The 25,322-nt window shown below is 61.7% G+C and carries 25 protein-coding genes, 1 tRNA gene and 1 pseudogene; 17 read left to right on the top strand and 10 right to left on the bottom strand.

The annotated features are described in order from the left end of the window. A pseudogene (locus MOV61_RS03090) lies at positions 1 to 215 on the bottom strand (ribonuclease activity regulator RraA); the annotation flags it as partial. Positions 216 to 378: 163 nt separating this feature from the next. Between MOV61_RS03090 and MOV61_RS03085 the strand changes: the two are divergent. The 5 genes from MOV61_RS03085 to MOV61_RS03065 all read left to right on the top strand — a co-directional run bounded on the left by MOV61_RS03085 (position 379) and on the right by MOV61_RS03065 (position 3,878). Next, a complete protein-coding gene (locus MOV61_RS03085) occupies positions 379 to 1,410 on the top strand; it encodes a uroporphyrinogen decarboxylase family protein (RefSeq protein WP_247135491.1) in 1,032 nt (343 codons plus the stop codon). A 245-nt stretch (positions 1,411 to 1,655) separates the two neighbouring features. Beyond that, positions 1,656 to 2,363 (top strand): alpha/beta fold hydrolase, encoded by a 708-nt coding sequence (locus MOV61_RS03080; protein ID WP_247135488.1) that lies wholly within the window; start codon positions 1,656 to 1,658, stop codon positions 2,361 to 2,363. Continuing rightward, entirely contained in the window at positions 2,360 to 2,713 is a 354-nt protein-coding gene (locus MOV61_RS03075; RefSeq protein ID WP_247135487.1) for an extradiol ring-cleavage dioxygenase, read from the top strand. Before MOV61_RS03080 ends, MOV61_RS03075 begins: the two co-directional genes overlap by 4 nt. Next, positions 2,706 to 3,548 carry a class III extradiol dioxygenase family protein gene (locus tag MOV61_RS03070; RefSeq protein WP_247135485.1) on the top strand — a complete coding sequence of 281 codons (843 nt, stop codon included), beginning with the start codon at positions 2,706 to 2,708 and terminating at the stop codon, positions 3,546 to 3,548. The genes MOV61_RS03075 and MOV61_RS03070 overlap by 8 nt, the downstream gene beginning before the upstream one ends. 3 nt (positions 3,549 to 3,551) lie before the next feature. Beyond that, positions 3,552 to 3,878, top strand: coding sequence for a YciI family protein (locus MOV61_RS03065; RefSeq protein WP_247135484.1), 327 nt, complete (start codon positions 3,552 to 3,554; stop codon positions 3,876 to 3,878). 64 nt (positions 3,879 to 3,942) lie between these two features. Here the strand turns inward: MOV61_RS03065 and MOV61_RS03060 are convergent, their stop codons facing one another. Further along, positions 3,943 to 4,716, bottom strand: a complete 774-nt coding sequence (locus MOV61_RS03060) for a siderophore-interacting protein (RefSeq protein WP_247135483.1) — start codon at positions 4,714 to 4,716, stop codon at positions 3,943 to 3,945. A 369-nt stretch (positions 4,717 to 5,085) separates the two neighbouring features. Between MOV61_RS03060 and MOV61_RS03055 the strand changes: the two genes are divergently transcribed. After that, a complete protein-coding gene (locus MOV61_RS03055; protein WP_247135482.1) occupies positions 5,086 to 5,340 on the top strand; it encodes a DUF6074 family protein in 255 nt (84 codons plus the stop codon). 64 nt (positions 5,341 to 5,404) lie between these two features. On the opposite strand, the gene MOV61_RS03050 is transcribed toward MOV61_RS03055, so the two are convergent. Together MOV61_RS03050 and MOV61_RS03045 are read right to left on the bottom strand one after the other, a co-directional pair. Then, positions 5,405 to 5,480 (bottom strand) — tRNA-Thr (locus tag MOV61_RS03050). Between the two features lie 130 nt (positions 5,481 to 5,610). Further along, positions 5,611 to 6,567 (bottom strand): nitronate monooxygenase family protein, encoded by a 957-nt coding sequence (locus tag MOV61_RS03045; RefSeq protein WP_247135481.1) that lies wholly within the window; start codon positions 6,565 to 6,567, stop codon positions 5,611 to 5,613. 248 nt (positions 6,568 to 6,815) lie between these two features. On the opposite strand from MOV61_RS03045, the gene MOV61_RS03040 reads away from it, so the two are divergent. Then, positions 6,816 to 8,024 carry a hypothetical protein gene (locus MOV61_RS03040; protein ID WP_247135480.1) on the top strand — a complete coding sequence of 403 codons (1,209 nt, stop codon included), beginning with the start codon at positions 6,816 to 6,818 and terminating at the stop codon, positions 8,022 to 8,024. Positions 8,025 to 8,027: 3 nt separating this feature from the next. Here MOV61_RS03040 and ppk2 read toward each other — a convergent pair whose 3' ends face one another. Continuing rightward, positions 8,028 to 8,909, bottom strand: a complete 882-nt coding sequence (gene ppk2 / locus MOV61_RS03035) for a polyphosphate kinase 2 (RefSeq protein ID WP_247135479.1) — start codon at positions 8,907 to 8,909, stop codon at positions 8,028 to 8,030. 194 nt (positions 8,910 to 9,103) lie between these two features. On the opposite strand from ppk2, the gene phoR reads away from it, so the two are divergent. The 7 genes from phoR to phoB all read left to right on the top strand — a co-directional run bounded on the left by phoR (position 9,104) and on the right by phoB (position 16,881). Then, positions 9,104 to 10,372 (top strand): phosphate regulon sensor histidine kinase PhoR, encoded by a 1,269-nt coding sequence (gene phoR / locus MOV61_RS03030; protein ID WP_408962343.1) that lies wholly within the window; start codon positions 9,104 to 9,106, stop codon positions 10,370 to 10,372. Between the two features lie 194 nt (positions 10,373 to 10,566). Beyond that, a complete protein-coding gene (locus MOV61_RS03025) occupies positions 10,567 to 11,601 on the top strand; it encodes a substrate-binding domain-containing protein (RefSeq protein WP_038539421.1) in 1,035 nt (344 codons plus the stop codon). A gap of 186 nt (positions 11,602 to 11,787) precedes the next feature. Continuing rightward, positions 11,788 to 13,272, top strand: a complete 1,485-nt coding sequence (gene pstC / locus MOV61_RS03020) for a phosphate ABC transporter permease subunit PstC (protein WP_247034372.1) — start codon at positions 11,788 to 11,790, stop codon at positions 13,270 to 13,272. Further along, a complete protein-coding gene (gene pstA, locus MOV61_RS03015; protein WP_247135478.1) occupies positions 13,269 to 14,588 on the top strand; it encodes a phosphate ABC transporter permease PstA in 1,320 nt (439 codons plus the stop codon). The genes pstC and pstA overlap by 4 nt, the downstream gene beginning before the upstream one ends. A gap of 13 nt (positions 14,589 to 14,601) precedes the next feature. Continuing rightward, positions 14,602 to 15,417 carry a phosphate ABC transporter ATP-binding protein PstB gene (pstB, locus tag MOV61_RS03010; RefSeq protein ID WP_038539427.1) on the top strand — a complete coding sequence of 272 codons (816 nt, stop codon included), beginning with the start codon at positions 14,602 to 14,604 and terminating at the stop codon, positions 15,415 to 15,417. Between the two features lie 45 nt (positions 15,418 to 15,462). After that, positions 15,463 to 16,176, top strand: a complete 714-nt coding sequence (gene phoU / locus MOV61_RS03005; protein WP_038539431.1) for a phosphate signaling complex protein PhoU — start codon at positions 15,463 to 15,465, stop codon at positions 16,174 to 16,176. Positions 16,177 to 16,197: 21 nt separating this feature from the next. Then, entirely contained in the window at positions 16,198 to 16,881 is a 684-nt protein-coding gene (gene phoB, locus MOV61_RS03000) for a phosphate regulon transcriptional regulator PhoB (RefSeq protein WP_038539434.1), read from the top strand. A gap of 9 nt (positions 16,882 to 16,890) precedes the next feature. Here phoB and MOV61_RS02995 read toward each other — a convergent pair whose 3' ends face one another. Together MOV61_RS02995 and MOV61_RS02990 are read right to left on the bottom strand one after the other, a co-directional pair. After that, positions 16,891 to 17,328 carry a PACE efflux transporter gene (locus MOV61_RS02995; protein ID WP_247135477.1) on the bottom strand — a complete coding sequence of 146 codons (438 nt, stop codon included), beginning with the start codon at positions 17,326 to 17,328 and terminating at the stop codon, positions 16,891 to 16,893. Between the two features lie 189 nt (positions 17,329 to 17,517). Next, on the bottom strand, positions 17,518 to 18,054 hold the full coding sequence (locus tag MOV61_RS02990; protein ID WP_247034057.1) for a GcrA family cell cycle regulator: 537 nt from the start codon (positions 18,052 to 18,054) through the stop codon (positions 17,518 to 17,520). Between the two features lie 408 nt (positions 18,055 to 18,462). Between MOV61_RS02990 and MOV61_RS02985 the strand changes: the two genes are divergently transcribed. The 3 genes from MOV61_RS02985 (at position 18,463) to MOV61_RS02975 (ending at position 21,834) form a co-directional block, all read left to right on the top strand. After that, on the top strand, positions 18,463 to 19,659 hold the full coding sequence (locus tag MOV61_RS02985; protein WP_247135475.1) for an aspartate aminotransferase family protein: 1,197 nt from the start codon (positions 18,463 to 18,465) through the stop codon (positions 19,657 to 19,659). 54 nt (positions 19,660 to 19,713) lie between these two features. Continuing rightward, complete coding sequence (argF, locus tag MOV61_RS02980) at positions 19,714 to 20,631, top strand: ornithine carbamoyltransferase (RefSeq protein ID WP_038539447.1); 918 nt, start codon at positions 19,714 to 19,716, stop codon at positions 20,629 to 20,631. A 213-nt stretch (positions 20,632 to 20,844) separates the two neighbouring features. Continuing rightward, the gene (locus MOV61_RS02975) at positions 20,845 to 21,834 is read left to right on the top strand and encodes an Hsp33 family molecular chaperone (RefSeq protein ID WP_247135474.1); all 990 of its coding nucleotides are present in this window, start codon (positions 20,845 to 20,847) and stop codon (positions 21,832 to 21,834) included. A 38-nt stretch (positions 21,835 to 21,872) separates the two neighbouring features. On the opposite strand, the gene MOV61_RS02970 is transcribed toward MOV61_RS02975, so the two are convergent. From MOV61_RS02970 to MOV61_RS02960, 3 genes are all read right to left on the bottom strand, one after another. Further along, positions 21,873 to 23,459, bottom strand: coding sequence for a tannase/feruloyl esterase family alpha/beta hydrolase (locus tag MOV61_RS02970; RefSeq protein ID WP_247135472.1), 1,587 nt, complete (start codon positions 23,457 to 23,459; stop codon positions 21,873 to 21,875). Positions 23,460 to 23,571: 112 nt separating this feature from the next. Next, positions 23,572 to 23,964, bottom strand: coding sequence for a Co2+/Mg2+ efflux protein ApaG (gene apaG, locus MOV61_RS02965; protein ID WP_038539456.1), 393 nt, complete (start codon positions 23,962 to 23,964; stop codon positions 23,572 to 23,574). A gap of 160 nt (positions 23,965 to 24,124) precedes the next feature. Continuing rightward, on the bottom strand, positions 24,125 to 25,309 hold the full coding sequence (locus tag MOV61_RS02960; protein ID WP_247135471.1) for an O-succinylhomoserine sulfhydrylase: 1,185 nt from the start codon (positions 25,307 to 25,309) through the stop codon (positions 24,125 to 24,127). Positions 25,310 to 25,322: the final 13 nt, after the last annotated feature.

The raw sequence follows: 25,322 nt of genomic DNA, 5'->3' as shown, positions 1-25,322 counted from the left end.
ATCGGCGAAGCCCAGCTTTCCGGCGTCGCCAGGTCCTCGCGGGCAGGCACGAAACGCAGCGTGAAGGCAGGCCCGACGACGCGGCCCTGGCCCGGCTTCAGCGGCTTGGTGCCGCGCATCCAGACATTGCGCAGGCCCTTTTTCAAAAGCACCGTGGTCAGCGTGGCGGTGGAGACGCCCTTTAGCGTCTCGATGATCTTGGGGTCCAGCGGCATGAATTCTCCTTGGGAATCTTGAATGCCGCCTTCGCAGGCGGCGGGCGATATTCGGTCGCGACTTCTCGTTCGTCAAGGAACTAACGCCTCTGTCGTTATTGACACGATGGCCGTCTGTCGAGGTATAACGTCTTTCAACACTGACACATGGGAGGATGAGACAGTGCTTTTTCCAACGACACTCGTCGGCAGTTATCCGCAGCCGGAATGGCTGATCGACCGCGCCAAGCTCGCGGGCCGTTTCCCGCCCCGCGTCCGCGCCAGGGAACTCTGGCGCATCCCCCAGGAATACCTCGCCGAAGCACAGAACGACGCGACGATCATGGCGATCAAGGCGCAGGAGGAAGCCGGTCTCGACATCATCACCGATGGTGAAATCCGCCGCGAGAGCTATTCGAACCGCTTCGCGACCGCGCTCGAAGGCGTCGATCTCGATAATCCGGGCTCGGCGCTCGATCGTTCCGGCCATCCGAACCCCGTTCCGCGCATTACCGGCAAGATCCGCCGCAAACATGCGGTCGAGGCCGAGGACGTGAAATTCCTGCGCAGCCACACGGACCGCAAGATCAAGATCACCGTTCCCGGCCCCTTCACCATGTCGCAGCAGGCCCAGAACGATTTCTACACGTCGGAAGAAGAAGCCGCCTACGACTATGCCGACGCGGTAAACGCCGAGATCCGCGATCTCTTCGCCGCCGGCGCGGATGTGGTGCAGATCGATGAACCCTACATGCAGGCCCGGCCACAGAAGGCGGAACAGTATGGTCTCGCGGCGCTCAACCGGGCGCTCGACGGCGTCCAGGGCACGACCGCCGTGCATATCTGCTTCGGTTATGCCGCGATCATCCACGAACGGCCGACCGGCTATTCGTTCCTCAACCAGCTTTCCGGCTGCTCCTGCCATCAGGTGTCGCTCGAAACCGCGCAGTCGAACCTCGATTGCTCGACGCTGACCGGCCTTTCCGGCAAGACGCTGATGCTCGGCGTCATCGACCTGTCGGACATGAATGTCGAGACTCCGGAAACGGTCGCCGGCCGCATCCGCCGGGCGTTGCCTTGCGTCGAGGCGAAGAACATCATCGTCGCGCCCGATTGCGGCATGAAATACCTGCCCCGCGAGGTCGCGTCCGGCAAGATGAAGGCGATGGTCGAGGGCGCCAAGATCATGCGTCGGGAACTCGGCGAGTCCGCCTGATTTCGATCGGGGTGCCTGGATGGCAAGGGCGATTGCCGCGGCAATCGCCCTTTTGTTTTGCGATACTCGGTGCCTGAATGCGCGGGATTCGGGAATATGTATCCCAAATGTATAAGTTTGCGACCATATTTGGCTCATAATCCAGTCTATTGTATCCCAAATAAAATCGATGTATACATGGCACCAGAAGATTCGGCTTGCGGTTGGGCGATCTGCCCCACACACGCTGGTCCGATAGGAAGATCATGACGACCCTTGTTCTCATACCCGGGCTTGTATCGGACGCCATCGTCTGGGCGCCCTTGGCCGAAGCGGCGTCTGGCGTCATGCCGGTTCATCACGCCGATCTCTCCAACGGCACGTCGATCACCGGTATGGCTCGAACGCTTCTCGAGGAGACGGATGGCGATATCGTTGCCGTCGGCCACTCGATGGGCGGACGTGTCGCCCTGGAAATGGCTCGCATGGCGCCGGATCGGGTTCGCGGCCTCGTGCTGGCCAATACGGGGCATCATCCAAAGCGCGAAGGCGAGGAAATCAAGCGTCAGCAGATGATCGATCTCGGCAACCGCAGTATCGAGGAACTGGCGCAGCAATGGCTGCCGCCGATGCTCGATCCGGCCCGCGTGGGTGACAAGGACCTGATCGTACGCCTCAACGCCATGGTCCTCAGGGCAGGCCCGCAGGTTCATGAGCGCCAAATCCGCGCCCTTATCGGTCGTCCGGGCGCCAGCGCCTATATCGCCGATCTTCGTTGTCCCATTCTGCTTGTCGCCGCTCGCCAGGATGGCTGGAGCCCGATCGCCCAGCACCAGGAAATCGCCGACGCAGCGCCGGATGCCGAGCTCGTCATCATCGAAAATGCCGGGCATTTCGCTCCTGTCGAACGGTCCGTGGAAACGACCGCCGCCATCATCGAATGGCTGGCGCGCAGATTTGGAGAATCTCAATGAGTGAAGCAGCAGCTACGATACCGGATACCCCGCTCTTCGACCGGGCAGGCTCGATCCGCGGCTACCGGATCAACAAGATGGCGATGGCGCTTGGCCAGCCCGCTAACCGCGCAGCCTTCAAGGCTGACGAAGAGGCCTATCTCGACAGTTTCGGCCTGAGCCCCCACGAAAAGTCGGCGGTCATGGCCCGCGACTGGCACGAGATGGTGCGCCTCGGCGGCAATCTCTTCTTCATCCTGAAGATTTCCGCGGTCGATCCGACCCCGATCACCAGGATCGGTGCGGCGCAGGCCAGCATGGAACACGAAGACTTCCTGCATCTGAGACTGGGAAAAAAGCGCAATGGCTAAGATCATCGGTGGGCTCGGGACAAGCCACGTTCCCTCGATTGGTGCGGCACTCGACAAGGGACTGCGCGACACGCCGGACTGGAAGCCGTTCTTCGACGGTTACGAAGTCGGCAAGCAGTGGATGCGGGACGCCAAGCCGGATATCGCCGTCGTCGTCTTCAACGATCACGGCAATACCTTCTTCCTCGACCGCGTGCCGACCTTCGCTGTCGGCGTCGCCGAAACCTACAATCCGGTCGACGAAGGCTGGGGTCCGCGCGCCATTCCGCCATTCGAAGGAGCGGTCGATTTCTCCTGGCATTTCGTCGACAAGCTGGTCGAGCGCCATTTCGACCCGATGGTCTGCCGCGAGATCGAGGTGGATCACGGCCTGCAGGTGCCGATGGAGCTGTTTTTCGGCCGGCCGGAAGCCTGGCCGGTGAAGGTCCTGCCGATCTGGGTCAACACCATCCAGTATCCGATCCCGACCCCGCAGCGCTGCTGGGAAATGGGCAAGGTCCTGCGTGAAGCGATCGAGAGCTGGCCGGGCGACGAACGCGTCGTCATTCTCGGCACCGGTGGCCTGTCGCATCAGTTGCAGGGCGCTCGCGCCGGCTTCATCAACCAGGCGGCCGACCGCGCCTGGCTGGACGGTATCGCCAGCAATCCGGAACCCTATCGCGCCATGAGCCGCGAAGACTATGTGGAACAATTCGGTTCCGAAGGCGCCGAGCTGATCATGTGGCTCGTCATGCGTGCCGCGATGAACAGCGACGTCAATCTCATCCACAAGCACTACCACGCCCCGGCGTCGATGACCGGCGCCGGCATGGTCGTGCTGGAAAATGCGGCCTGATCGATGTTTTTCCTGATGCGCTGCCTGCACCATGAAGGCCAGGATGCCGCCCGCGATACCCACCGCCCGTCACACCGGGCCTGGGTCCAGTCGGGCGGAGAGGGCCTTGCTGCGGTCCTGATCGGTTCGGCGCTTGTCGACGAGAGCGGTTCGTCGCTCGGCAATTTCGGCGTCCTGGAGGCCGCGAGCCTCGAAGACGCGCAGGCTTTTGCGCAAGGCGATCCCTTCAATCGTGCCGGGATCGTTTCGGCGATCGAGCTGACGCAGCTGCCGGACACGTTCCAGGCGGCCCGGATCAGCGACCCGATGACTCCGCGAAAGCACGGCTGATCGCATTTAGGCCAATAAAAAAGCCCGCCATCCGGCCAGGATGGCGCGGCCTTTATCATTTGGTTCAGTCCCCGATCGTCTCGTGGGCATCCGCCTTGCCCTCGGCCCAATATCCGGCGGCCTTGATCCAGGCGAGCGGATAGCCGCGCTTTTCGACCAGATAGGCTCGAACCGCACGGGCAACCGAGGCCTCGGCGGCGACCCAGACGAAGGTCTCGGGCTGAAGCGCGATCGTATCGAGTACGGAGATCAGCCCGGAGGCATCCGTGGCGCGGGAAAGAGGGCGGTGGACCCAAAGGGTCTCCAGCGACGCCTTCGTCTCGAAGACCTGTTCCTCTTCAGGCCCAACGACCAGCCCGATACTGGTGATCACGGCGTCTTCGCCTGCCTCTTCGATGCGGCGGCCCATCGCCGGAAGCCCGGTCTCGTCACCGATAAGCAGCCAGCGGTTCACGCCCGAGATGACGGCTGAACCTCGCGGGCCGCCGATCGACAACGTGCTGCCCGGCTCGGCATCCAGCGCCCATCGCGTGGCGGGACCGGCATCATGGACGGCGAAATCGAGCACCAGCGACCTGGCGTTCTGATCATACCGCCGGGGCGTATAGTCACGGCGCTCCGGTTCGCCGGTTTCGGTCGGCAGGAAAATCTTGACGTGGTCGTCCGGCGCAGCGCTGACGAAATCCGAAAGATCCTCGCCGCTGAGCGTGACGCGCAGCATCTGCGGTGTGATACGTTCGACGGTTTCGACCGTCAGCACGCGACGCTTGAGTTCGTGACGAATGCGCTCGATCTTGGGGGCGGAGGAGGTCTGGTCCTGGGTCGTAAGGTCGTTCATCTAAATCCTTTCACGGGATGTCGATATCGACCTGCCGGACACCGCCGCGCAGACCGAAACCGGCAATGCCCGGTCGATCAGCGCGTTGAGTGACGTTAACGCTTACGTGCGAAGCCTTGCGGCAATCGCAGTGTGAGCTTTAGGTAGGCGGGCAAAGCCCCGACGGCAAGGGTTGGCGAGCGTCAATTCCGGCAATTTTGCCAGTTGGGAAACTGCAAACAGCTGTCGTCAAGGTCATCGTCTTCGCAGCGATGGCCTCGACATCCACCTTCCCTGCACCAGATACCTCCCGTCGTTCAGCCTTTGTGAAGGACTGGCGGCCAATGTGCTGCGATCCCTGGGCGATTCGCCCGACAATATGGAGATGGCATGACGCTGCTGCAATTCCCCGCCGATCGGCGCACCGCTGACGTAAAACGCTGCGCTGAGGCGCTTCTGCGGCTTCACGGCGAACAAGCGAACCGTTTCTGGCGATCGGAAATGGCCGGTTTTGCGGCAGCTCTCAAAGCCCAGGGCGCGGCAGACGAGGAAATCTCCCGCCAGGCCGGTCTCTTTATGCACGCCGTCCAGATCCAGCTCCAGAGCGATTGCCTCGGCGACGAAACCAGCCTTGTGGCAGGTTAAACCCGCGCCGGCCTTTGCGCGGAGATGTCGGCGACGCAGGCGCTATGGAACAATTGGAGATAAGTGGTGCCGCTTGCAGGACTCGAACCTGCGACCCCATCATTACGAATGATGTGCTCTACCACCTGAGCTAAAGCGGCACGGGCAGCGACCGGTTTTGCCGGGGCTGCGAGTGATGCGGCTGATACAGGCAATGACCTGCGATTTCAAGCGGGCTTTTTGGCTTCGCGACGATTTTCCTGGAAAGACGGTTATTATCCAGCCCTTAGTTTAAACTGCGAGGCGCTCGCGCGCCGCCCGGTATTCGTTTTCCAGCCGATCGACGAGTTCCGCGACCGGAACCACCGCCTTGACCGCGCCGACACCCTGGCCTGCCCCCCAAATCTCCTTCCAGGCCTTCGGTCCGCTGACCGCCTGGTCGAAATCCATCTTGGACGGATCGGCGACCGGAAGGGCATCCGGGTCCATGCCGGTGGCGGTGATCGAACCCTTGAGGTAGTTGCCGTGGATGCCGGTGAAATAGTTGGAATAGACGACGTCGGCGGCATTCGAGTCGACGATCATCCGCTTGTAGCCCTCGACGGCGCGCGCCTCCTTGGTGGCGATGAAGGGCGAGCCGATATAGGCCATGTCGGCGCCCATGGCCTGGGCGGCAAGGATGCCGCCGCCGGTAGCGATCGCGCCGGCGAGCAGCAACGTTCCGTTGAACCATTCCCGGATTTCCTGCACCAGTGCGAAAGGCGACAGCGTGCCGGCATGCCCGCCGGCGCCAGCAGCAACGGCAATCAGCCCGTCGGCGCCCTTGCGGATCGCCGAATTGGCGTGGCGGTTGTTGATGATGTCGTGCAGCACGATGCCGCCGTAGGAATGCACGGCGGCATTGACCTCCGGCACGGCGCCTAGCGACGAGATCACGATCGGCACCTTGTATTTCACGCACATCATCAGGTCGTGCTCCAGGCGCTTGTTGGATGTATGAACGATCTGGTTGACGGCAAAGGGAGCGGCAGGCCTGTCGGGATTGGCGGCGTTATGGGTGGCGAGATCCTCGGTGATCATGGCCAGCCACTCGTCGAGCTGGCTTTCCGGCCGGGCATTGAGTGCCGGGAAGGCGCCGACGACGCCGGCCTTGCATTGCGCCAGCGTCAGTTCCGGGTGGGAAATGATGAACAGCGGCGACGCGATCACGGGCAGGCGAAGCCTGTCCTTGAGGACTGCTGGAAGCATGGATCAAAAACCTCCCGATTGACCTTTACGCAAACGTAAATCCGTCTACCAGATCGCGGAGGCCCCGAAAAGCCGGTGGAAAGATTTTCGAAGCAGATCGCCGGGAGGCCCGGCAAAGGCACCCGACATATCCTGTCCTTATTTTTGGCCATGGTGCAGTCGAATGCGGTGCTTGCAGTTCGGCGGCGGAGAGGTTACCGAAACGTAAACTCCCGCGCAGTGGGTAAGAGTATGAAGAAGGACCGGCAGTGAGCGGTTTGGAAACGGCCATCAGGAACGCACTGGATCGCTCGAACCGGGCGGACCGGGAGATCAGGGCGCGTATTTATCAGTCGGCGCGTCAGGCGCTGGACGCCGGCCTTCGCAAGCAGGGCGTTACCGACCGGCTGATCATCATGCAGCAGCATGAACTTCTGGAGCGGAAGATCCACGAGATCGAAATGGGCGAAGTCGAGCGCCTGGCCGAACCGGTGCCGGGCCCCGCCGTCGAGCTCGAACCGGAACTGCCATATGCCGCAGAACCGATGGCAGTGGAGTCTCCCGTCATGGAGGTTCGGCCGCGGCCCGAAGCACAGCAACGGTCGGCGCCGCCTTTCGATACCGTTTCTGGTGAGACGCGCGCGCCAGCTGCCGCGGCCATGTCTCCCGGCGATCTCGGCGGCGTCAGCCCCGCGCGCGGCGAGCGGATCGAAGCCGAGCCATTCGAACCGGCACCTCAGGCGAAAGCGGCAAAACCGGGCAGGACGAACAGGAACGCCCGCCCGCCATCCGATAGCGGACTGGACGTCCCCCCGGAGCGGGCCGCCAAACCGCGAAAGCGTCGCGGTTTCCTGTCGCATCTCCTGACCTGGGTCATCACCCTCGGCGTGGTTGGCGGCGCCTGCTGGTGGTTCTATCAATCCGGCCTTGTGCAATCGATCATCGAGGAAGCCACGAAGTCGGCGGACCGCTCGGTCGCCGGCCAGGGATCGGGAGGCCCGGTCGCCTTCGATCCGCGTCGCGGCTTCTCGGATGAATGGGTGGAAATCTTCGTGCCCTCCAAGGCGGCGGAAATGAAAGCCGGCGGCCAGGCGAAAATCGAGACGGTCGCCGCCTCGGAAGGGCAGGCCGTCCGCATCGCATCGGCAACGTCAGGCGAGGGCGGCGATGTCTCTGTCGAAGTACCACCGGAAGTGCTGCGCGAAATGGCCGGGAAGAGCTCGACGGTGGCGCTGACCCTGCAGTCGGGACAGAACAGTTCCGCGCAGCTGTCGGTCCGCTGCGATTTCGGAAGCCTCGGCAGCTGCAGTCGCCATCGCTTTACGGCAACGCAGGAGAAGCTGGAGGCCCTCTTCCGGGTAACCTTCGAGCGGTCGCTCGCGCCCAACCGGCCCGGTCGCCTGATCTTCAACAGCGGCATCGACGGCGCGGACCGGGCGGTGCTGCTCTATTCGGTGCGCATCCTGCCCGGTCAATGAGGTCTATTTCAGGAATTTCGGGCCGAAACCGAAGATCTTGTCGTCGATCTCGCCGACAGCGTCCTTGTCCTTGCCCTCATAGTCGAGCGACAGCAGGATGTGGCGGATGACGTTGAGGCGGGCGCGGCGCTTGTCGTTGGCCCGCACGACGGCCCACGGCGTCTCCTTGTTGTGGGTTTTTTCGAGCATCGCGTCGCGCTTCTCGGTATAGGCGTCCCACTTGTTGAATGCGGCGATATCCATCGGCGACAGTTTCCAGATCTTGAGCGGATCGTGGCGCCGGTCATGAAAACGCTTGAGCTGCATCTCGCGGCCGATATCCAGCCAGAATTTGAAGAAGATGATGCCTTCGTCGGAAATCGTGTCTTCGAAGCGCGGCACCGCCTTCATGAAATCCTTGTACTGCTCCGGCGCGCAGAAGCCCATCACCGGCTCGACGCCGGCCCGGTTATACCAGGAGCGGTCGAAGAGCACGATCTCCCCTGAGGTCGGGAAATGCGAGATGTAGCGCTGGAAATACCACTGGCCGGCCTCGGTCTCCGTCGGTTTGTTGAGCGCCACCACGCGGGCCGAACGCGGATTGAGATAGGCATTGATCGAAAAGATCGTGCCGCCCTTGCCGGCCGCATCGCGGCCCTCGAACAGCGCCATCATCCGCTTGCCGGTCGCCTTCAGCCAGAACTGTACCTTGACGAGCTCGACCTGCAGCTTTTCAAGCTGCTTTGCGTATTTGTCCTTGTCCAGCTTATCGTCATGGGGATATCCGCCGGAGCCAAGAGCACGTTCCTCGATCCAGGCCGGTAACACCGGGTCATCGATATCGAACCGCTTGAGCTTGCCGTTGATGTCGATATCGACTGCCCGGCTTTCGGTCTCATCCGCCATGATAATGCTCCCTCCGATCGATCCGCCGCATGGGGGCGGTAGCCGATATGTAACGCAAGTTGGAAATTCCGCTACAGTCCGGATAGCGTCATTTTTGCGATGCCCACTCGGAAGCGATGTATATCTGTCATGCAGGGGATATATGAGCGCGTGTTCAACCTGTGAAAGCTGCGAGTCTGTCTGTGGGGTCGGTACTGGAGAAATGGCGTCGGGGTCTGGGCACGCTTGCTGCGAGGGCTCGGCAGGAGCGACCGCTGTTGCTGCTTCTGACCCTTCTGGCAACGATCGCGTTCCTGGTCGGAATGGATTGGGTGGGCGTGCTCGTCGGCTGGCTGCTGCTGGTGCTGGTCGTTGTCGGGCGCAAGCCCGTCGTCCTTCCGCCGCCGGTCCCGGAGATCGTCGAGGAAGAGCAGCCGGATTTCCAGCCGCTGCCTCAGGTGGCCGCAACGCTCAGTGCGCTCGATATTCCGGCTTTCGTGCTGGGCGAGGATATAACCGTCCTCTACCAGAACAAGGCGGCTGAGAAGGCCTTTGGTACCCTTTCTCCCGGATCGCATCTTTCGGCCCGGCTGCGGTCGCCCGGCATTCTCGACATGGTGCGCGAAACCATTGCCACCGACGAGCCGAACCAGATCGAGCATTCCGAGCGCCTGCCCTCCGAGCGTGTCTATACCCTGCGCATCGCACCCATCGATCTTGGTCAGCCGATACAGCAAAGCTCGGAAGTCGTGGTGCAGAAGCTCTATCTCCTCTCTTTCAGGGACATTTCGGAGTTGCGCCGCATCGACCGGATGCGCTCCGATTTCGTGGCCAATGCCAGCCATGAACTGCGCACTCCGCTTGCCTCGCTGCGAGGGTTCATCGAGACCCTGCAGGGGCCGGCGCGCTCCGATCCGGCCGCGCACGAGCGGTTCCTCGCCATCATGTTCGACCAGGCGACGCGCATGAGCCGCCTTGTCGACGATCTCATGTCGCTGTCTCGCCTGGAGCTCAAATCCCATATCGCTCCGGACCAGACGATCGACCTGAAGCCGCTGATCGGTCATGTGCGGGATGCGCTCGTACCACTCGCCGACGATCTCGGGGTAGAGATCCGCACGCACCTGCCGGAAGGCAAGGTGGAGGTTCTGGGTGATCGCGACGAACTGGTCCAGGTTTTCGAAAACCTGATCGAGAACGCCTGCAAATACGGCCAGGAAGGCAAGTTCGTGGACGTCTATCTGCGCAACGGCGCCTCCGATCCGGTGGAAGTGAGCGTTGTCGACCGGGGGCCGGGCATTCCGGCCGAGCACGTTCCGCGGCTTACCGAGCGCTTCTACCGGGTCAGCGTGGCCGACAGCCGTTCCAAGAAAGGCACGGGCCTAGGTCTTGCAATCGTCAAGCACATCCTGACCCGCCACAGAGCACGTCTGATCGTGAAGTCGGAAGTCGGCAAGGGAAGCGAGTTCACCGTCAGATTCTGACATAAAGGGCTCTCTCTGCAAAGCTGTGCATTGCATTTCCGTCTAAATATCAAATACTTGATATGTCACAAATGTTTCACCAAACTGACATAAAAGAGAGGTGCTACAGCGGCTAAGACAAGCGGGCCGAGCGTTGGCGAGAGCGAGAGCCAGCGCCGTCCGCATTCACACAAGCCCATGACGGGAGATTCCTCATGAACATCCTTAAACTCTCTGCAGCTGCCTTGGTGGCCTCCGTTGCGTTTGCCGGCGCCGCCGCTGCACGCGACCAGGTCCAGGTTGCCGGGTCCTCCACCGTTCTTCCCTATGCGAAGATCGTCGCCGAATCCTTCGGTGAAGCCTTCCCGAAGTTCAAGACCCCGATCGTCGAGTCGGGCGGCACCGGCGCCGGCCTCAAGGAATTCTGCAAGGGCGTTGGCGAAGCCACGATCGACGTTGCAAACGCTTCTCGCCCGATCAACAAGTCTGAAGCCGAAGCCTGCAAGGCAGCCGGCGTCACCGACATTCAGGAAATCCGCATCGGTTACGACGGTATCGTTTTCGCGACCGCCAGCAGCAACGGCGACATGAAACTTGAGCCGAAGGACCTCTACAAGGCTCTCGCCGCTCAGGTCGTTGTTGACGGCAAGCTGGTCGCCAACCCCTACAAGAACTGGTCGGACATCAACCCGACGCTTCCGAAGGGACCGATCGCTGCCTACATCCCGGGCGAAAAGCACGGCACCCGCGAAGTTTTCGAACTGAACGTTTTGGCCGCAGGCTGCAAGGATGCCGGTGCAACCGACGTCATCGCCAAGGAAATCGCTGACAAGGCTGCCCAGGCCAAAGCCTGCGTTGCTGTTCGCAAGGACGGCGTTGCCGTGGACATCGACGGCGACTACACCGAGACCCTCGCTCGTATCGCTGCCAACAAGACCGGCGTCGGTGTGTTCGGCCTCGCCTTCTACGAAAACAATGCCGACAAGCTGAAGGTCGCCACCATGCGCGGCATCAAGCCGACCTCGGCCACCATCGCCGACGGCACCTACCCGGTTTCCCGTCCGCTGTTCTTCTACGTGAAGAAGGCTCACCTGGGCGTCGTTCCGGGCCTCAAGGAATACGTGGAGTTCTTCCTTTCCGACGACATGATCGGCCCTGACTCGCCGCTCATCGAGTACGGCCTGGTTGCAGCTCCTGACGCACAGCGCGAACAGGGCCGCAAGGACTTTGCCGCTGGCAAGACCATGTAATCCAAAGACCGGCGCCGCTTTTGGCGGCGCCGTTTTCTCTTCCGATCGATGGCCTTTGCATCGGCGGAATCGTCGGTTTTGTGGCGATGGTGTTGCGCAGTGCGCGATGGCGAATGCGATCGGTTCCGATGAACGGAGCTGGGCGGTGATGGGTTGCCGCCGAAAGCGGTACGCCGGGGGATTATGATGAACACATCACTAATATTATTGATTTTGGCAATAATCGGCATAGCCGGTTACGTCACTGGTGCCCGGTATTCAATGGCACTGGTCGGAGGGATTTCCTCCAAACTTCATTCACGGCCCGGATATTACGGTTCTTTTGTCGCTGTCTGGGCGATCCTGCCGGCCGTCGTCATTCTCTTTGTCTGGCTGGTCGCCAGCCCGATCTATATCAGCTCCTCGGTCCGCGGTGCGTTTCCTGAGGAGGTGAAAACCCAATCGCAGGCCGAGCAGGGCCTGAGCTACGGCATGATCACTTCGATCGCCCGAGGCATGAATGCGCTGACCGGCGACGAGATTGCCCGCGTCGAGAATAATCCAGTCGAGCTGCGTGCTGCGCTTGGGGCCAAGGGCGTTCCGCTTGCGGGCGATCCCCAGCCCTTCATGGTCAAGGCCGCCGCTGTCCTGAACAGGATGACCTTCGTCAGCCGCATCCTCATGACGATCGTCGTGCTGGCGGTTTCCATCGGCGGGGCGTTCTTCGCCTATCGTCAGATTGCGCCGCGCTTCCGCGCCCGCAACCGAGTGGAAAAGGTGGTTCTCGGCAGCCTCGTCGTCGCCTCCTCGATCGCCATTCTGACCACGATCGGCATCGTCGCCTCGATGCTGACCGAAGCGGCCCACTTCTTCACCGCTATTCCCGCCTGGGAATTCTTCTTCGGCACGGTATGGGATCCGCGTTTTGCTGCTGCCGGTTCTGGCGGCTCCGAAGGTCAGTTCGGCCTTATTCCGCTGCTGCTCGGTACGCTCTATATCGGTTTCGTCGCGATGCTCTTTGCGGTTCCGATCGGCCTCTTTTCGGCAATCTATATGTCGGAATACGCCTCGCCGAAGGTCCGCTCGGTTGCGAAGCCTTTGCTCGAAGTGCTCGCCGGCATTCCGACCATCGTCTACGGCTTCTTCGCCTTGACAACCGTCGGCCCGTTCCTGCGCGATATCTCCTCGCAGCTGAACGGCCTCGTCACCGGCGACTATGCTAACTTCATTCAGGCACAGAGCGTTCTGACCGCCGGCTTCGTCATGGGCATCATGCTGATCCCCTACGTCTCCTCGCTGTCCGACGATATCATCACGGCGGTGCCGCGTGCCCTGCGTGACGGCTCGCTCGGCCTCGGCGCCACCCGTTCGGAAACCATCAAGAAGGTCGTCCTGCCGGCCGCTCTGCCGGGCATCGTCGGTGCACTCCTGATGACCGCATCGCGCGCCGTCGGCGAGACCATGATCGTCGTGCTTGCGGCCGGTGTTGCCGCCCGCCTGCAGATCAACCCTTTCGAGCCGATGACGACCGTGACCGTCAAGATCGTCAACCAGCTGACGGGTGACCTTGAATTCACCTCGCCGCAGACCCTGGTTGCCTTCGCGCTTGGCATCACGCTTTTCGCCATCACGCTTTGCCTCAACATCTACGCGCTTTATATCGTGCGCAAATACCGGGAGCAGTACGAATGACCGATGTGGTTTCTCCCGCCGCCGGCATCCCCAAGGCCAAGTCCGTCCGTCGCGATATCGGCATCAAGCGCCGTTACGCCGCCGAGCGTCGCTTCCGTGCCTATGGCATCGCCGCGCTTTCCTTCGGCATCATCTTCCTGATGCTTCTCCTGTGGTCGGTGGTCTCCAAGGGTTACACCGCCTTCCAGCAGACCATGATCACCATGCCGGTCGAGTTCTCGCAGCAGATCATCGACCCGCAGAACGAACGTGCCACCAATCCGCAGAAGCTGATGACGGCCAACTATCCGGTCGTCGCCCGCAACGCTCTCGCCAAGCTGCTCAACGTCAGCGTCGACGACCGTGTCGCCGCCCGCGCGGTCGGTCAGATGCTGTCGGATGGTGTCCGCGTTCAGCTGCGTGACCTGGTCATCGCCAATCCGGCGATCATCGGCACGACGCAGACGGTAAGACTGCTTGCTTCCGGCGATATCGACTCGGCCTACAAGGGCCAGATCGACCTCGATGTCAGTCAGGAGAACCGCAAGATCAACGACCAGCAGCTCGGCTGGATGAAGCAGCTCTCCGACAGCGGAGCGCTTGCCAAGCACTTCAACGGTGGCATTTTCGTCAACGGTGCATCGAGCCGTCCGGAAGCAGCCGGTGTCGGCGTCGCACTCATCGGCTCGTTCTACATGATGCTGATCGTGCTTGTCCTGGCGCTGCCGATCGGCGTCGCCGCTTCGATCTATCTCGAGGAATTTGCCCCGAAGAACAAGTTCACCGATCTGATCGAGGTGAACATCAACAATCTCGCGGCCGTTCCCTCGATCGTCTACGGTCTGCTCGGTCTGGCGGTGTTCGTCAACTTCATGGGCCTGCCGCGTTCCGCCTCCTTCGTCGGTGGTCTGGTGCTCACCCTCATGACGCTGCCGACGATCATCATCGCGACCCGCGCCGCCTTGAAGGCCGTGCCGCCATCGATCCGCGCCGCCGCCCTCGGGCTCGGCGCCTCGAAGATGCAGACGATCTTCCACCATGTCCTGCCGCTTGCCATGCCGGGCATCCTGACCGGCACCATCATCGGCCTGGCCCACGCACTCGGCGAAACCGCACCGCTGCTCCTGATCGGCATGGTGGCTTTCGTTGCCAACTATCCGACCACGCCGCTCGACCCGTCGACGGCGCTGCCGGTCCAGATCTACATGTGGGCGAACGAAGCGGAGCGCGCGTTCGTCGAGCGTACCTCGGGAGCAATCATCATCCTGCTCCTGTTTCTCATCCTAATGAATGTTGGCGCAATTCTCTTGAGGCGTCGCTTCGAGCGGCGCTGGTAGAAGGAGTATGACAATGAATATGATGTCAGAATCGGCAGTTGAAAAGGCGCTGGACCAAAAGATGAGCGATGCTTCCCACAAGATGATCGGCAAGGACGTTTCGGTGTATTACGGCGAGAAGCGTGCGCTCTTCGACGTGAACCTCAACGTCCGCGAAAACACTGTGACGGCTCTCATCGGTCCTTCCGGTTGCGGCAAGTCCACCTTCCTGCGCTGCCTCAACCGCATGAACGACACGATCGAGAATTGCCGCGTCACCGGCAAGATCACCCTCGACACGGACGATATCTACGACAATAACATCGACGTCGTGGAACTTCGCGCCCGCGTCGGCATGGTTTTCCAGAAGCCGAACCCGTTCCCGAAGACCATCTACGAGAACATTTCCTACGGTCCGCGCATCCACGGCCTTTCCAAGAATAAGGCCGACATGGATCAGATCGTCGAGGCGAGCCTGCAGCGCGCCGGTCTCTGGACTGAAGTCAAGGATCGTCTGCATGAATCCGGCACCGGCCTCTCCGGCGGTCAGCAGCAGCGTCTGTGCATCGCCCGCGCGATCGCCGTGTCGCCGGAAGTCATCCTCATGGACGAACCCTGCTCGGCTCTCGATCCGATCGCGACCGCCAAGGTCGAAGAACTCATCCATGAACTGCGTGCCAACTACACGATCGTCATCGTGACGCACTCGATGCAGCAGGCTGCCCGCGTCTCGCAGCGCACCGCCATGTTCCATCTCGGCCAGCTCGTCGAGGAGAACGACACCGACAAGATGTTCACCAATCCCGACGACCAGCGCACCCAGGATTACATCATGGGCCGTTTCGGCTGATCCAGCCGACTGTGCCGCCTGAAAATCAATTTTGAGGACTAGAAGATGGCATCGACCCATATCCTGTCGGCTTATGACGACGAACTGAAATACTTGAGCCGCCGCATTTCCGAAATGGGCGGTCTCGCCGAGCAGATGTGCTCGGACGCCGTGCGCGCGCTGGTCAATTCCGACGCCGCACTCGCCCAGAAGGTCATTTCCGATGACGTGATCCTCGATCACGCCGAGCGTGAGATCGGTGACAAGGCGATCATCACGATCGCCCGCCGCCAGCCGGTTGCAGCCGACCTTCGCGAGATCGTCGGTTCGCTGCGCATCGCCTCCGATCTGGAGCGCGTCGGCGACCTTGGCAAGAACACCGCCAAGCGCGTCATCGCGGTTCAGGGCACCGGCGTTCCGCGCAAGCTCGCCCGCGGCCTCGAGCATCTCTCCGATCTCGCCCTCGTGCAGCTCAAGGACGTCCTCGACGTCTATTCGACGCGTTCGGCGGAAAAGGCCGAGGCGATCCGCAGCCGCGACGAGGAAATCGACGCGATGTACACCTCGCTGTTCCGCGAACTCCTCACCTACATGATGGAGGATCCGCGCAACATCACCACCTGCACGCATCTGCTGTTCTGCGCCAAGAACATCGAGCGTATCGGCGACCACGCCACCAATATCGCCGAGACCATCTACTACATGACGACCGGTGCCCAGCCGGAAGGCGATCGTCCGAAGGACGACTCGTCGAATACGCTCGGCGCGATCACCGAATAGAACTGACGGAGCAGGCCAAGAATGCTGCCGAAAATTGCTGTCGTAGAAGACGAAGAAGCGCTGAGCGTGCTTCTTCGTTACAATCTGGAAGCCGAGGGTTATGAGGTCGATACCGTTTTGCGGGGCGACGAAGCCGAAATTCGGCTTCAGGAGCGGGTACCAGACCTCCTGATCCTGGACTGGATGCTGCCCGGCGTTTCCGGCATCGAACTCTGCCGCCGGCTGCGCATGCGCCCGGAAACGGAGCGCCTGCCGATCATCATGCTGACGGCCCGCGGCGAGGAGAGCGAGCGTGTTCGCGGCCTCGCCACCGGCGCCGACGACTACGTGGTGAAGCCTTTCTCGACGCCGGAACTGATGGCCCGCGTCAAGGCGATGCTTCGCCGCGCCCGTCCCGAAGTGCTCTCCAGCGTGCTCCGTTGCGGCGATATCGAACTCGACCGGGAAACCCATCGCGTTCACCGCAAGAGCCGCGAAGTGCGCCTTGGCCCGACCGAGTTCCGCCTGCTGGAATTCCTGATGGCCTCGCCTGGCCGCGTTTTCTCGCGGTCGCAGCTTCTGGACGGCGTTTGGGGTCACGACATCTATGTCGACGAGCGCACCGTCGACGTGCATGTCGGCCGTCTCAGGAAGGCGCTCAACTTCTCCAATATGCAGGATGTCATCCGCACCGTCCGCGGCGCGGGTTATTCAATGGAATCCTGAGAGGCGGCTTTAAGCCGCCTCGGTCTGCCGCTGCCATTCCGGCAGCGGAAAGATCCGGTCGTAGGCCCAGTTGAACACGAAGGCATAGACCACGTAAAAGACCGCGAACGACACGTCTATCGTCAGCGCATGGACGAGGCTGATGCCGAGATACCAGGCGATCAGCGGCAGAAGCGCGATCAGCAGTCCAAGTTCGAACAGCACCGCATGCGCCACGCGTATGGTGGTGTTTTTCTGCGTGCCGCCGGTAAAGCGCTGCATCAGGTGGTCGAAGCCGAGATTGTAGAGATAGTTCCAGCCAGTGGCGATCGTCGCGCTGCCGATGCCGACCACGCCGATATCGGCGGCCGGCATGCCGAAGGCGAAGGAGCCGAGTGGTGTGATGAGAGCGAGCCCGATCAGTTCGAAGCTGATGGCATGGCGGATACGGTCGCGTGTCGAGCGCATGATGACCTCCTGGGGTGCTTTCCGGGCCGTCCCGGAGTTTCTGCCCAAATGGGGGAGGTCGTCCTCGCTGACCTTCAGATAGGCGTAAAGCCGATCCGGAGCAAGGCTTGGCCGGCATATCTGCCGTGCACAACAAAAAAAGCGGGCCTTGAGCCCGCCTTCGATTTCGCCCTCGTGTCGCGCCGCCGCTCAGACCCGAGCGGCAACCTTGCGGCGCTCGTTGACCGGCTGGTAGGCGAGCTTTGCGTGGTAACCGCAATAGGGCGATGCATCCGGGGATTCACAGCCGCAGAAGTGGAAGTCTTCCTTGAGCGGGTCGCCGACCGGCCATTTGCAGGTGCGCTCGGTGAGTTCCGTCAATGCAAGGCGGCGGGAGATCGGCACGACTACGTTGGAGGCGGGACGATATTCCATCTCCTGGTAGGGTTCGATCTCGATCTCTTCCTTGACCATCGTCGCGCCGACGGCGCGGGTAACGGTCCGGGTCGTGACGCGCGACGCATAGTTCGGAGCCCGCGGCGCCGATGTCGTGCGCTTGGCAGCCGATGCGCGGCCGGTCGCAACCGTACCGCCGGCTTTCGCCCGGCCCGGCAGGCTGAGACGATGCACCTTGCCGATCACGGCATTTCGGCTTACGCCACCAAGTTGTGCTGCGATCTGGCTGGCACTCAGGCCCTCCGACCACAATCTTTTGAGCTTCTCGACACGCTCGTCTGTCCAGTTCATGCCCGTTCTCCGCCTTTGAACGTTGCTGGCATGCAGAATCCTTCCACCTTTGCTGCGAAAATCATTTCGCAGCACCCACTATATCTATGCTTGAGGTGACTAGTTCCGCCGCATGCAGTCTAGTAATTGATCATTAACCTAGTGTGAGGCTGACTCCGTGGCAAGAGTCGGAGGAATCTGCGGGATTCGATTTCGTGGTTTTCCCCAACTTGCTGTGATGGAGAGTCATTTTTGTCACAGAAGCCAGCACCTGTCGGTTTCCGGTCGAAACACGCGTAAAACGCCGAGCTTTGTTGACATTGACGGCCTAAACCCCGATAGTGCCCCCGCCGCCCAGTGGGCGGCATTTTTGGTTTTTCTGGCCGGTTTTGTCGGCCTTTTTTGACTGCCTAGAGGAGTGATGTCGCCATGGCTGAAGCCGCGCTTTTCGACACGTTTGCCCGGGCTCCGCTGCGTTTTGAACGCGGCGAGGGCGTATGGCTTGTGACGGAAAGTGGAGAGCGATATCTCGACTTCGGCGCGGGCATCGCCGTCAACTCGCTCGGTTACGGCCATCCGCACCTCGTCGGCGCGCTGAAGGCACAGGCCGACAAGGTCTGGCACACATCAAACCTCTTCGAGCAGCCCGGCCAGGAGACGCTGTCGCGCCGCCTCGCCGACAACTCTTTCGCGGATAAGGTGTTCTTCACCAATTCCGGTGCGGAGGCGCTCGAATGCGCCATCAAGACCGCGCGCCGCTACCAGTTCGTGAAGGGCCATCCGGAACGCTTCCACATCGTCACCTTCGAGGGCGCCTTCCATGGCCGCACGTTGGCGACCATCGCTGCCGGCGGCCAGGCGAAATATCTCGAAGGTTTCGGCCCCAAGGTCGAAGGCTTCGATCAGGTACCGTTCGGCGATATGGACGCTCTGAAGGCTGCGATCACCGATGCGACCGCCGCGATCCTCATCGAACCGATCCAGGGAGAGGGCGGCATCCGGCCGGTTCCAAAGGAATTCCTGGCTGCGCTGCGGCAGATCTGCGACGACAACGGCCTGCTGTTGATCTTCGACGAGGTCCAGACCGGCGTCGGCCGCACCGGCAAATTGTTTGCCTATGAATGGACGGGTGTTTCGCCCGACATCATGGCGCTCGCCAAGGGCATCGGCGGCGGGTTCCCGCTCGGGGCCTGCCTCGCGACCGCGGATGCCGCGTCCGGCATGACAGCCGGCACCCACGGCACCACCTACGGCGGCAACCCTCTGGCCATGGCGGTCGGCAATGCCGTGCTCGACGTGATCCTGGGGGACGGCTTCCTGGAAAATGTCCGCGACGTCACGTTGGTCTTGCGGCAGGGGCTAGCCAGCCTCAAGGATCGCTTCCCCAGCGTCATCGAGGATATCCGCGGCGAAGGCCTGCTGCTCGGCGTGAAGGCAAAGGTGCCGGCGGGCGACCTGGTTGCCGCCATGCGCGGCGAACATATGCTGGCCGTTCCGGCCGGTGACAACGTGGTGCGTCTCCTGCCACCGCTCACAGTCACGGCGGAGGAAGCTCGCGAGGGTCTCTCCCGCATCGAGAAAGCGGCGGAAAAGCTCTCCGCCTCGGAAATGAAGAAATCGGCCTGAGCGGGCAAAAAGGGGGATGCCGTTGTAGGTTTCCCACGTCACAGGGAACATCACATGGCATCTCCCAAGCATTTCCTCGATCTTTCCGCCGTTTCCCCGGCTGATCTGCGCAGCATTCTCGACGACGCGAAGACCCGCAAGCAGGCCACCAAGGCCGGCACGGCGGAAAAGCCGCTCGCCGGCAAGATGCTGGCGATGATCTTTGAAAAACCTTCCACCCGCACCCGCGTATCCTTCGATGTCGGCATGCGCCAACTCGGTGGCGAGACGCTGTTCCTGTCGGGCACCGAAATGCAGCTCGGCCGCGCAGAGACGATCGGCGACACCGCCAAGGTTCTGTCGCGTTACGTCGATGCCATCATGATCCGCACCACGGATCACGCCCGTATGCTGGAGCTTGCCGAACACGCGACCGTACCGGTCATCAATGCCCTGACCGACGACACGCATCCCTGCCAGATCATGGCCGACATCATGACTTTCGAAGAGCATCGCGGACCGATCGCCGGCAAGACGGTTGCCTGGACCGGCGACGGCAACAACGTGCTGCATTCCTTCGTGGAAGGTGCTGCCCGTTTCGGCTATCGGATGAACATGGCTGTGCCGATGGGTTCGGAACCCGCCGACAAGTTCCTCAACTGGGCGCGCAACAACGGTGGCAACATCATGCTTTGCCATGATGCCGAAAAGGCGGTTGCCGGCGCCGATTGCGTCGTCACCGACACCTGGGTTTCGATGAACCAGGAGCACAAGGCGCGCGGCCACAATGTCTTCCAGCCCTTCCAGGTCAATGCCGACCTGATGAAGCGGGCCGACAAGGAGGCGCTGTTCATGCACTGCCTTCCGGCTCATCGCGGCGAGGAAGTCACCGACGAGGTCATCGATGGCCCGCAGTCGGTGGTCTTTGACGAGGCTGAAAACCGTCTCCACGCGCAGAAATCCATTCTCGCCTGGTGCTTCGGCGCGGTCTGAACGCAATGTCCCGGACGGTGCGGATGTGAAGAGCGGCGGCGATCGAACCTTGATTTCCGCCCCGCAATCCCCCATCTGTCGGCTTTCAACAATACGCCGTCTTCTGGACTGGCGTTTCAACACACATCGTCGACGTCTTTTCCTCCGGCCAGCGGTTCCGCTCGGGCTGGCGCTTGTGTAAAGGTTTTTGGGTCGGCGCGAAGGAGCGAAGTCATGGCGGAAGCGACTGTGGAACTCAACGAACTCGACTTTGCTGGAGACGACCGGGTCGTTCCATTTCAGGTGGACGGTCTCGACGTGCGCGGCCGCGCGGTCCAGCTCGGGCCGCTGCTCAACTCCATCCTTAGCCGCCATGATTATCCAGGCCCGGTCGCGCGGCTGCTTGCCGAGGCGATCGTCCTGACGGCTCTGCTCGGCACATCGCTGAAATTCGACGGCAAGTTCACGGTGCAGACCAAGGGTGACGGTCCCGTCGACCTGTTGGTCGCGGATTTCTCGACGCCCGACAGTCTTCGCGCCTACGCCCGCTACGACGAGGAGGCTCTGGCGGCCGCCGTCACGGAAGGCAAGACTTCGCCGGCCGACCTCCTGGGGCACGGCGTACTTGCCTTCACCATCGACCAGGGCCGCGGCATGCAGCCCTATCAGGGCATCGTGCCGATGGACGGCTCATCGCTGGAGGAGATCGCCGGCGTCTATTTCCGCCAATCGGAGCAGATCCCGACCAGGGTGCGCCTCGGCGTTGCCGAGCTCTTCGATCGCGATGCCGATGGTAAGCCGCGTCACAACTGGCGAGCAGGCGGTCTGGTCGCGCAGTTCCTGCCGCAGGCACCCGAGCGCATGCGGCAGCCGGACCTGCATGGCGGCGACGGCGATGAGCGCGATTTCGAATTCACCGAGGACGATTCCTGGGCCGAAGCCCGCACCCTGGTGGAAACGATCGACACCGACGAGCTGACCGACCCGCGGGTTGCGATCGAGCGTCTGCTGTTCCGCCTTTTCCACGAGCGCGGCGTCCGGGTTTACGCGCCGCACCCGGTGTTCGACCGCTGCAGCTGTTCGCGCGACAAGATCAAGGGCGTCCTCTCGGGTTTTTCCGCCGAGGAGATTGAGGCAAGCGAGGAAGACGGCGAGATCGCCGTCACCTGCGAGTTCTGCTCGACCACCTATCGCTACAAGGCGGATGAATTCGCTGCAGCCTGAAAATCAGATGGCGGGAGTTTCCTCCCGCCGTTTTCGTTTCAGGGTATCTTGCATTCGAAGTTCGCTCCATCCTTCACATCGCCGTTGCCGGAGTATTTGGCCGATTGCGGGTAGGGGCAGAGCGGCCGGGTCATCGCCTGTTTGCCATCTTTGATCTGGCTTGCCTGGATCACCGTCGGCGCTTTGCCGTTTTCCACCCAGTCCATCAGCGGCGTGAAGGCGTCGAAGACATCGGTGCCGTAGCCCGCGGTGCAATGGAACATGCCGGGCACCATGAACAGCCGGTAGAATTCCGCGGTCCGATCGGCACCCATCTGCTTGCGGACGGCTTCGTAATAGTTCACGCCCATCATCGGGTTCAGCGCCGGATCCGACCAGCCGAAATAGGTGATCATCCGCCCGCCGCGTTTTTGGAACTCGCTGAGGTCGGGATTGGTCGCGTCGACGATCTCTCGGATCGCGCCGATCTTCGGATATTCGGCATCGAAGTCGAAGGTCTTCCAGTCGATCGCTTTTCCGGAGGCGGGCAGCATCGCCATGTTCTTGACGAAGGTCTCGCCATAGGCCAGCTGCCGGCTTGGTCCCTGTTCGGACACCATCCACATGTCCCAGCCGCTGACCCCGCTCGGATCGACACCCTCGGTGCCGAACTGCACGCCGGGGAAAATCGTCTCTCCCTTGATCTTCACACCGCCCGCCAGCGCCTTCAGCGTGTCCACCTGCGCAGGCGTGAAGCAGTCCGAACCGCCGGCCTCGCAGGTCTTCAGGTCCTTGGCCGGATCGAAATTGCATTGGCGCGGATCGGCGATCAGCCCATCCTTGGCACCGTCGATCGCATCGCATTTGTCCATAACCGCCTTGGCGAGAACCGGAAGCTGGGCCCGGCTGATCGGCGCCTTGAGGAGCGCCCGCGCATTCCAGACGCCCCAGATCTGCGTATTGGTGAGATCGAGGACCGGCGCTCCGGCAAGAATGCCATCGAAATCGCCCGGATAGCGTTGTGCCGCCATCAGCCCCTGGCGTCCGCCGGTCGAGCAGCCGTCCCAATAGGAGAAGGAGGGATGCCGGTCGTAATAGCGTGCGGCGATCGTCTTGGCCGTGTCGACCGTCACATGCACTGCGCGCGATCCGTAGTCGATCAACAGGCCGAGGTCCTGAGCAAAATCCCCGAGCTTGTAGGTGACCGCATCATGGCCGGTATTCTGCTGGACGGTGAGAAAGCCTTTCGTAAGTGCGGCATTGCGGGTGGTGATCCGCGACGCCGCGGCAAGGTCTTCGCCGGCATACCCGCCATTGCCGAACATGTAGAGCCGGCGGTTCCAGTTGTCTGGAAGGGTGATTTCGAAACGGACCTGCGGCCGGATATAGCCCGTCACCTGGCAATGGCCTGGCACGTTGCCGACACCCGCGACATGCGTGGCTTTCAGCGTCGCGACCTCGGCAAAGGATTGGCTGTTCAGCATGCCGCAGGCGATCTGCGGCGAGACCGTGGCGGAAGCGAAATCCGGCCGGTCCTTCTGGTCGATGAAACTGCTTTTGTTTTGTGCGAGCGCCGGCGTAAAGGCCGTAAGCGTGGTGAACGCGCAGGACGCCAGCAGAATGACCGGCAAAGCGGAACGTGCCATCAAGTACTCCTCCCAAAGACCGTTTGACGGTGCCAAGATGCCGCAGGAGGAAAGGGGTAACAAATAGAAAAACCGCCGCCACCCATAACCTGTAGGTTGTCGGCAGCGCGGTCTAGTTGAGGACGCGCATCAGGCCTGGTGAATCCAGCGAGAAAGCCGGGATCGTCACCTCGAAGGTTTCGCCGTCGTCGGTCTGCATGTCGTAGTGGCCGAACATCAGGCCGGACGGGGTGTCGAGCGGACATCCTGAAGAATACTCGTAGCTGTCGCCGGGCTTCAGCCGCGGCTGCTCACCGATGACACCAGGCCCGTCCACTTCGTCGACGATTCCGTTCTGGTCGGTAATGTTCCAGTAGCGATGCACGAGCTGCACAGTGAGCGTCGAATGGTTTTCGATGACGATACGATAGCCCCAGACATAACGGCTCTCTTCCGGATTGGATTGCTCCTCCAGATAATAGGGCTCGACGGCGACATCGATATCTCTTGTCCGGGCGCGATACATGCGACACCTCAACAAATCCAACTTGGTTCGATATTGTACAGAGGCGCCGCAACGTCAAGAATTCTCGCGGTTTGAACAACCGAGTATGGGCATTAGTTGAAGTTAAGGATAACCGGGATGGTGAATATCTGGTCGATCCACCACCCCGCAAAGCCAATGCTTACATGCCGGCCTTTGAAAGCGCCCGAGCGAAATCCTCGATCAGGTCGTCGGTATCCTCGATGCCGGCCGACAGACGCACGGTGCCCGGCGAAATGCCGAGCTCGGCGCGGGCCTCGTCCGTCAGGTTCTTGTGCGTCGTCGTCGCCGGATGGGTGATCAGGCTCTTGGAATCGCCGAGATTGTTGGAAATCCTGACGATCTCCAGCGCGTTTTGCAGCTTGAAGGCCGCGTCCTTGCCGCCCTTCAGTTCGAAGCAGACGAGCGTCGAGCCGGCCTTCATCTGCCGGGCGATGATATCGGCCTGCGGATGGTCCTTGCGGCCAGGATAGATGACCTTTGCGACCTGCTTCTGCTCGGCGAGGAAGTCGGCGATCTTCGAGGCGCTCTCGGTCTGCTGCTTGACGCGCAGCGGCAGGGTTTCGATGCCCTTCAGCAGCGTCCAGGCATTGAAGGGCGACATGGCCGGGCCCGTATGGCGGAAATAGTCGTGCAGGTTCTCATCGATCCATTCCTTGTCGGAAAGCACGACGCCGCCGAGGCAGCGGCCCTGGCCGTCGATATGCTTGGTGGCCGAATAGACGACGATATGCGCGCCGAGTTCCAACGGCTTCTGGTAGAGCGGGGTCGCAAACACGTTGTCGACGACGACCTTGGCGCCGATCTGGTTGGCGAGCTTGGCGACACCGGCAATGTCGACCACTTCGAGCGTTGGGTTGGTCGGGCTTTCCAGGAAGAACACCTTGGTCTTCGGAGTGATCGCCTTTTCCCAGTTCTCGAGGAAGCGGCCGTCGACCAGCGTGCATTCGATGCCATATTTCGGAGCGAGCGTCTCGACCACCCAGCGGCAGGAGCCGAACAGGGCGCGGGCCGCGACGATATGGTCGCCGGCCTTCAGCTGGCAGAGGATCGCGGCGGTAACGGCAGCCATGCCGGATGCTGTGGCGCGCGCATCTTCGGCGCCTTCCAGCATGCACATGCGCTTTTCGAACATGTCGTTGGTTGGGCTGCCATAGCGGGCGTAGATGAAGCCGTCGGTCTCGCCCTTGAAGCGGGCTTCCGCCGCTTCCGAGGTGTCATAGACGAAACCCTGGGTCAGGAAGATCGCTTCCGACGTTTCGCCATATTGCGAGCGCAGCGTGCCGCCGTGTACGAGCTGAGTTGCCGGGCGCCAATTCTTAGTCATGCGTGTTCCCCAT

The organism is Neorhizobium sp. BETTINA12A (assembly GCF_023006485.1).
In the GTDB taxonomy this organism is placed as follows: Bacteria; Pseudomonadota; Alphaproteobacteria; order Rhizobiales; family Rhizobiaceae; genus Neorhizobium.
The sequence above is the reverse complement of the archived record's forward strand: the minus strand, read 5'-3'. Positions and strand labels throughout refer to the sequence as shown.

Excerpts from the sequence above, each read along its gene's own strand:
- MOV61_RS03080 (WP_247135488.1), top strand. The coding sequence starts at position 1,656 with ATGACGACCCTTGTTCTCATACCCGGGCTTGTATCGGACGCCATCGTC.
- MOV61_RS03075 (WP_247135487.1), top strand. The coding sequence starts at position 2,360 with ATGAGTGAAGCAGCAGCTACGATACCGGATACCCCGCTCTTCGACCGG.
- MOV61_RS03070 (WP_247135485.1), top strand. The coding sequence starts at position 2,706 with ATGGCTAAGATCATCGGTGGGCTCGGGACAAGCCACGTTCCCTCGATT.
- MOV61_RS03065 (WP_247135484.1), top strand. The coding sequence starts at position 3,552 with ATGTTTTTCCTGATGCGCTGCCTGCACCATGAAGGCCAGGATGCCGCC.
- MOV61_RS03060 (WP_247135483.1), bottom strand. The coding sequence starts at position 4,716 with ATGAACGACCTTACGACCCAGGACCAGACCTCCTCCGCCCCCAAGATC.
- MOV61_RS03055 (WP_247135482.1), top strand. The coding sequence starts at position 5,086 with ATGACGCTGCTGCAATTCCCCGCCGATCGGCGCACCGCTGACGTAAAA.
- MOV61_RS03045 (WP_247135481.1), bottom strand. The coding sequence starts at position 6,567 with ATGCTTCCAGCAGTCCTCAAGGACAGGCTTCGCCTGCCCGTGATCGCG.
- ppk2 (WP_247135479.1), bottom strand. The coding sequence starts at position 8,909 with ATGGCGGATGAGACCGAAAGCCGGGCAGTCGATATCGACATCAACGGC.
- MOV61_RS03025 (WP_038539421.1), top strand. The coding sequence starts at position 10,567 with ATGAACATCCTTAAACTCTCTGCAGCTGCCTTGGTGGCCTCCGTTGCG.
- pstC (WP_247034372.1), top strand. The coding sequence starts at position 11,788 with ATGAACACATCACTAATATTATTGATTTTGGCAATAATCGGCATAGCC.
- pstA (WP_247135478.1), top strand. The coding sequence starts at position 13,269 with ATGACCGATGTGGTTTCTCCCGCCGCCGGCATCCCCAAGGCCAAGTCC.
- pstB (WP_038539427.1), top strand. The coding sequence starts at position 14,602 with ATGAATATGATGTCAGAATCGGCAGTTGAAAAGGCGCTGGACCAAAAG.
- phoU (WP_038539431.1), top strand. The coding sequence starts at position 15,463 with ATGGCATCGACCCATATCCTGTCGGCTTATGACGACGAACTGAAATAC.
- phoB (WP_038539434.1), top strand. The coding sequence starts at position 16,198 with ATGCTGCCGAAAATTGCTGTCGTAGAAGACGAAGAAGCGCTGAGCGTG.
- MOV61_RS02995 (WP_247135477.1), bottom strand. The coding sequence starts at position 17,328 with ATGCGCTCGACACGCGACCGTATCCGCCATGCCATCAGCTTCGAACTG.
- MOV61_RS02990 (WP_247034057.1), bottom strand. The coding sequence starts at position 18,054 with ATGAACTGGACAGACGAGCGTGTCGAGAAGCTCAAAAGATTGTGGTCG.
- MOV61_RS02985 (WP_247135475.1), top strand. The coding sequence starts at position 18,463 with ATGGCTGAAGCCGCGCTTTTCGACACGTTTGCCCGGGCTCCGCTGCGT.
- argF (WP_038539447.1), top strand. The coding sequence starts at position 19,714 with ATGGCATCTCCCAAGCATTTCCTCGATCTTTCCGCCGTTTCCCCGGCT.
- MOV61_RS02975 (WP_247135474.1), top strand. The coding sequence starts at position 20,845 with ATGGCGGAAGCGACTGTGGAACTCAACGAACTCGACTTTGCTGGAGAC.
- MOV61_RS02970 (WP_247135472.1), bottom strand. The coding sequence starts at position 23,459 with ATGGCACGTTCCGCTTTGCCGGTCATTCTGCTGGCGTCCTGCGCGTTC.
- apaG (WP_038539456.1), bottom strand. The coding sequence starts at position 23,964 with ATGTATCGCGCCCGGACAAGAGATATCGATGTCGCCGTCGAGCCCTAT.
- MOV61_RS02960 (WP_247135471.1), bottom strand. The coding sequence starts at position 25,309 with ATGACTAAGAATTGGCGCCCGGCAACTCAGCTCGTACACGGCGGCACG.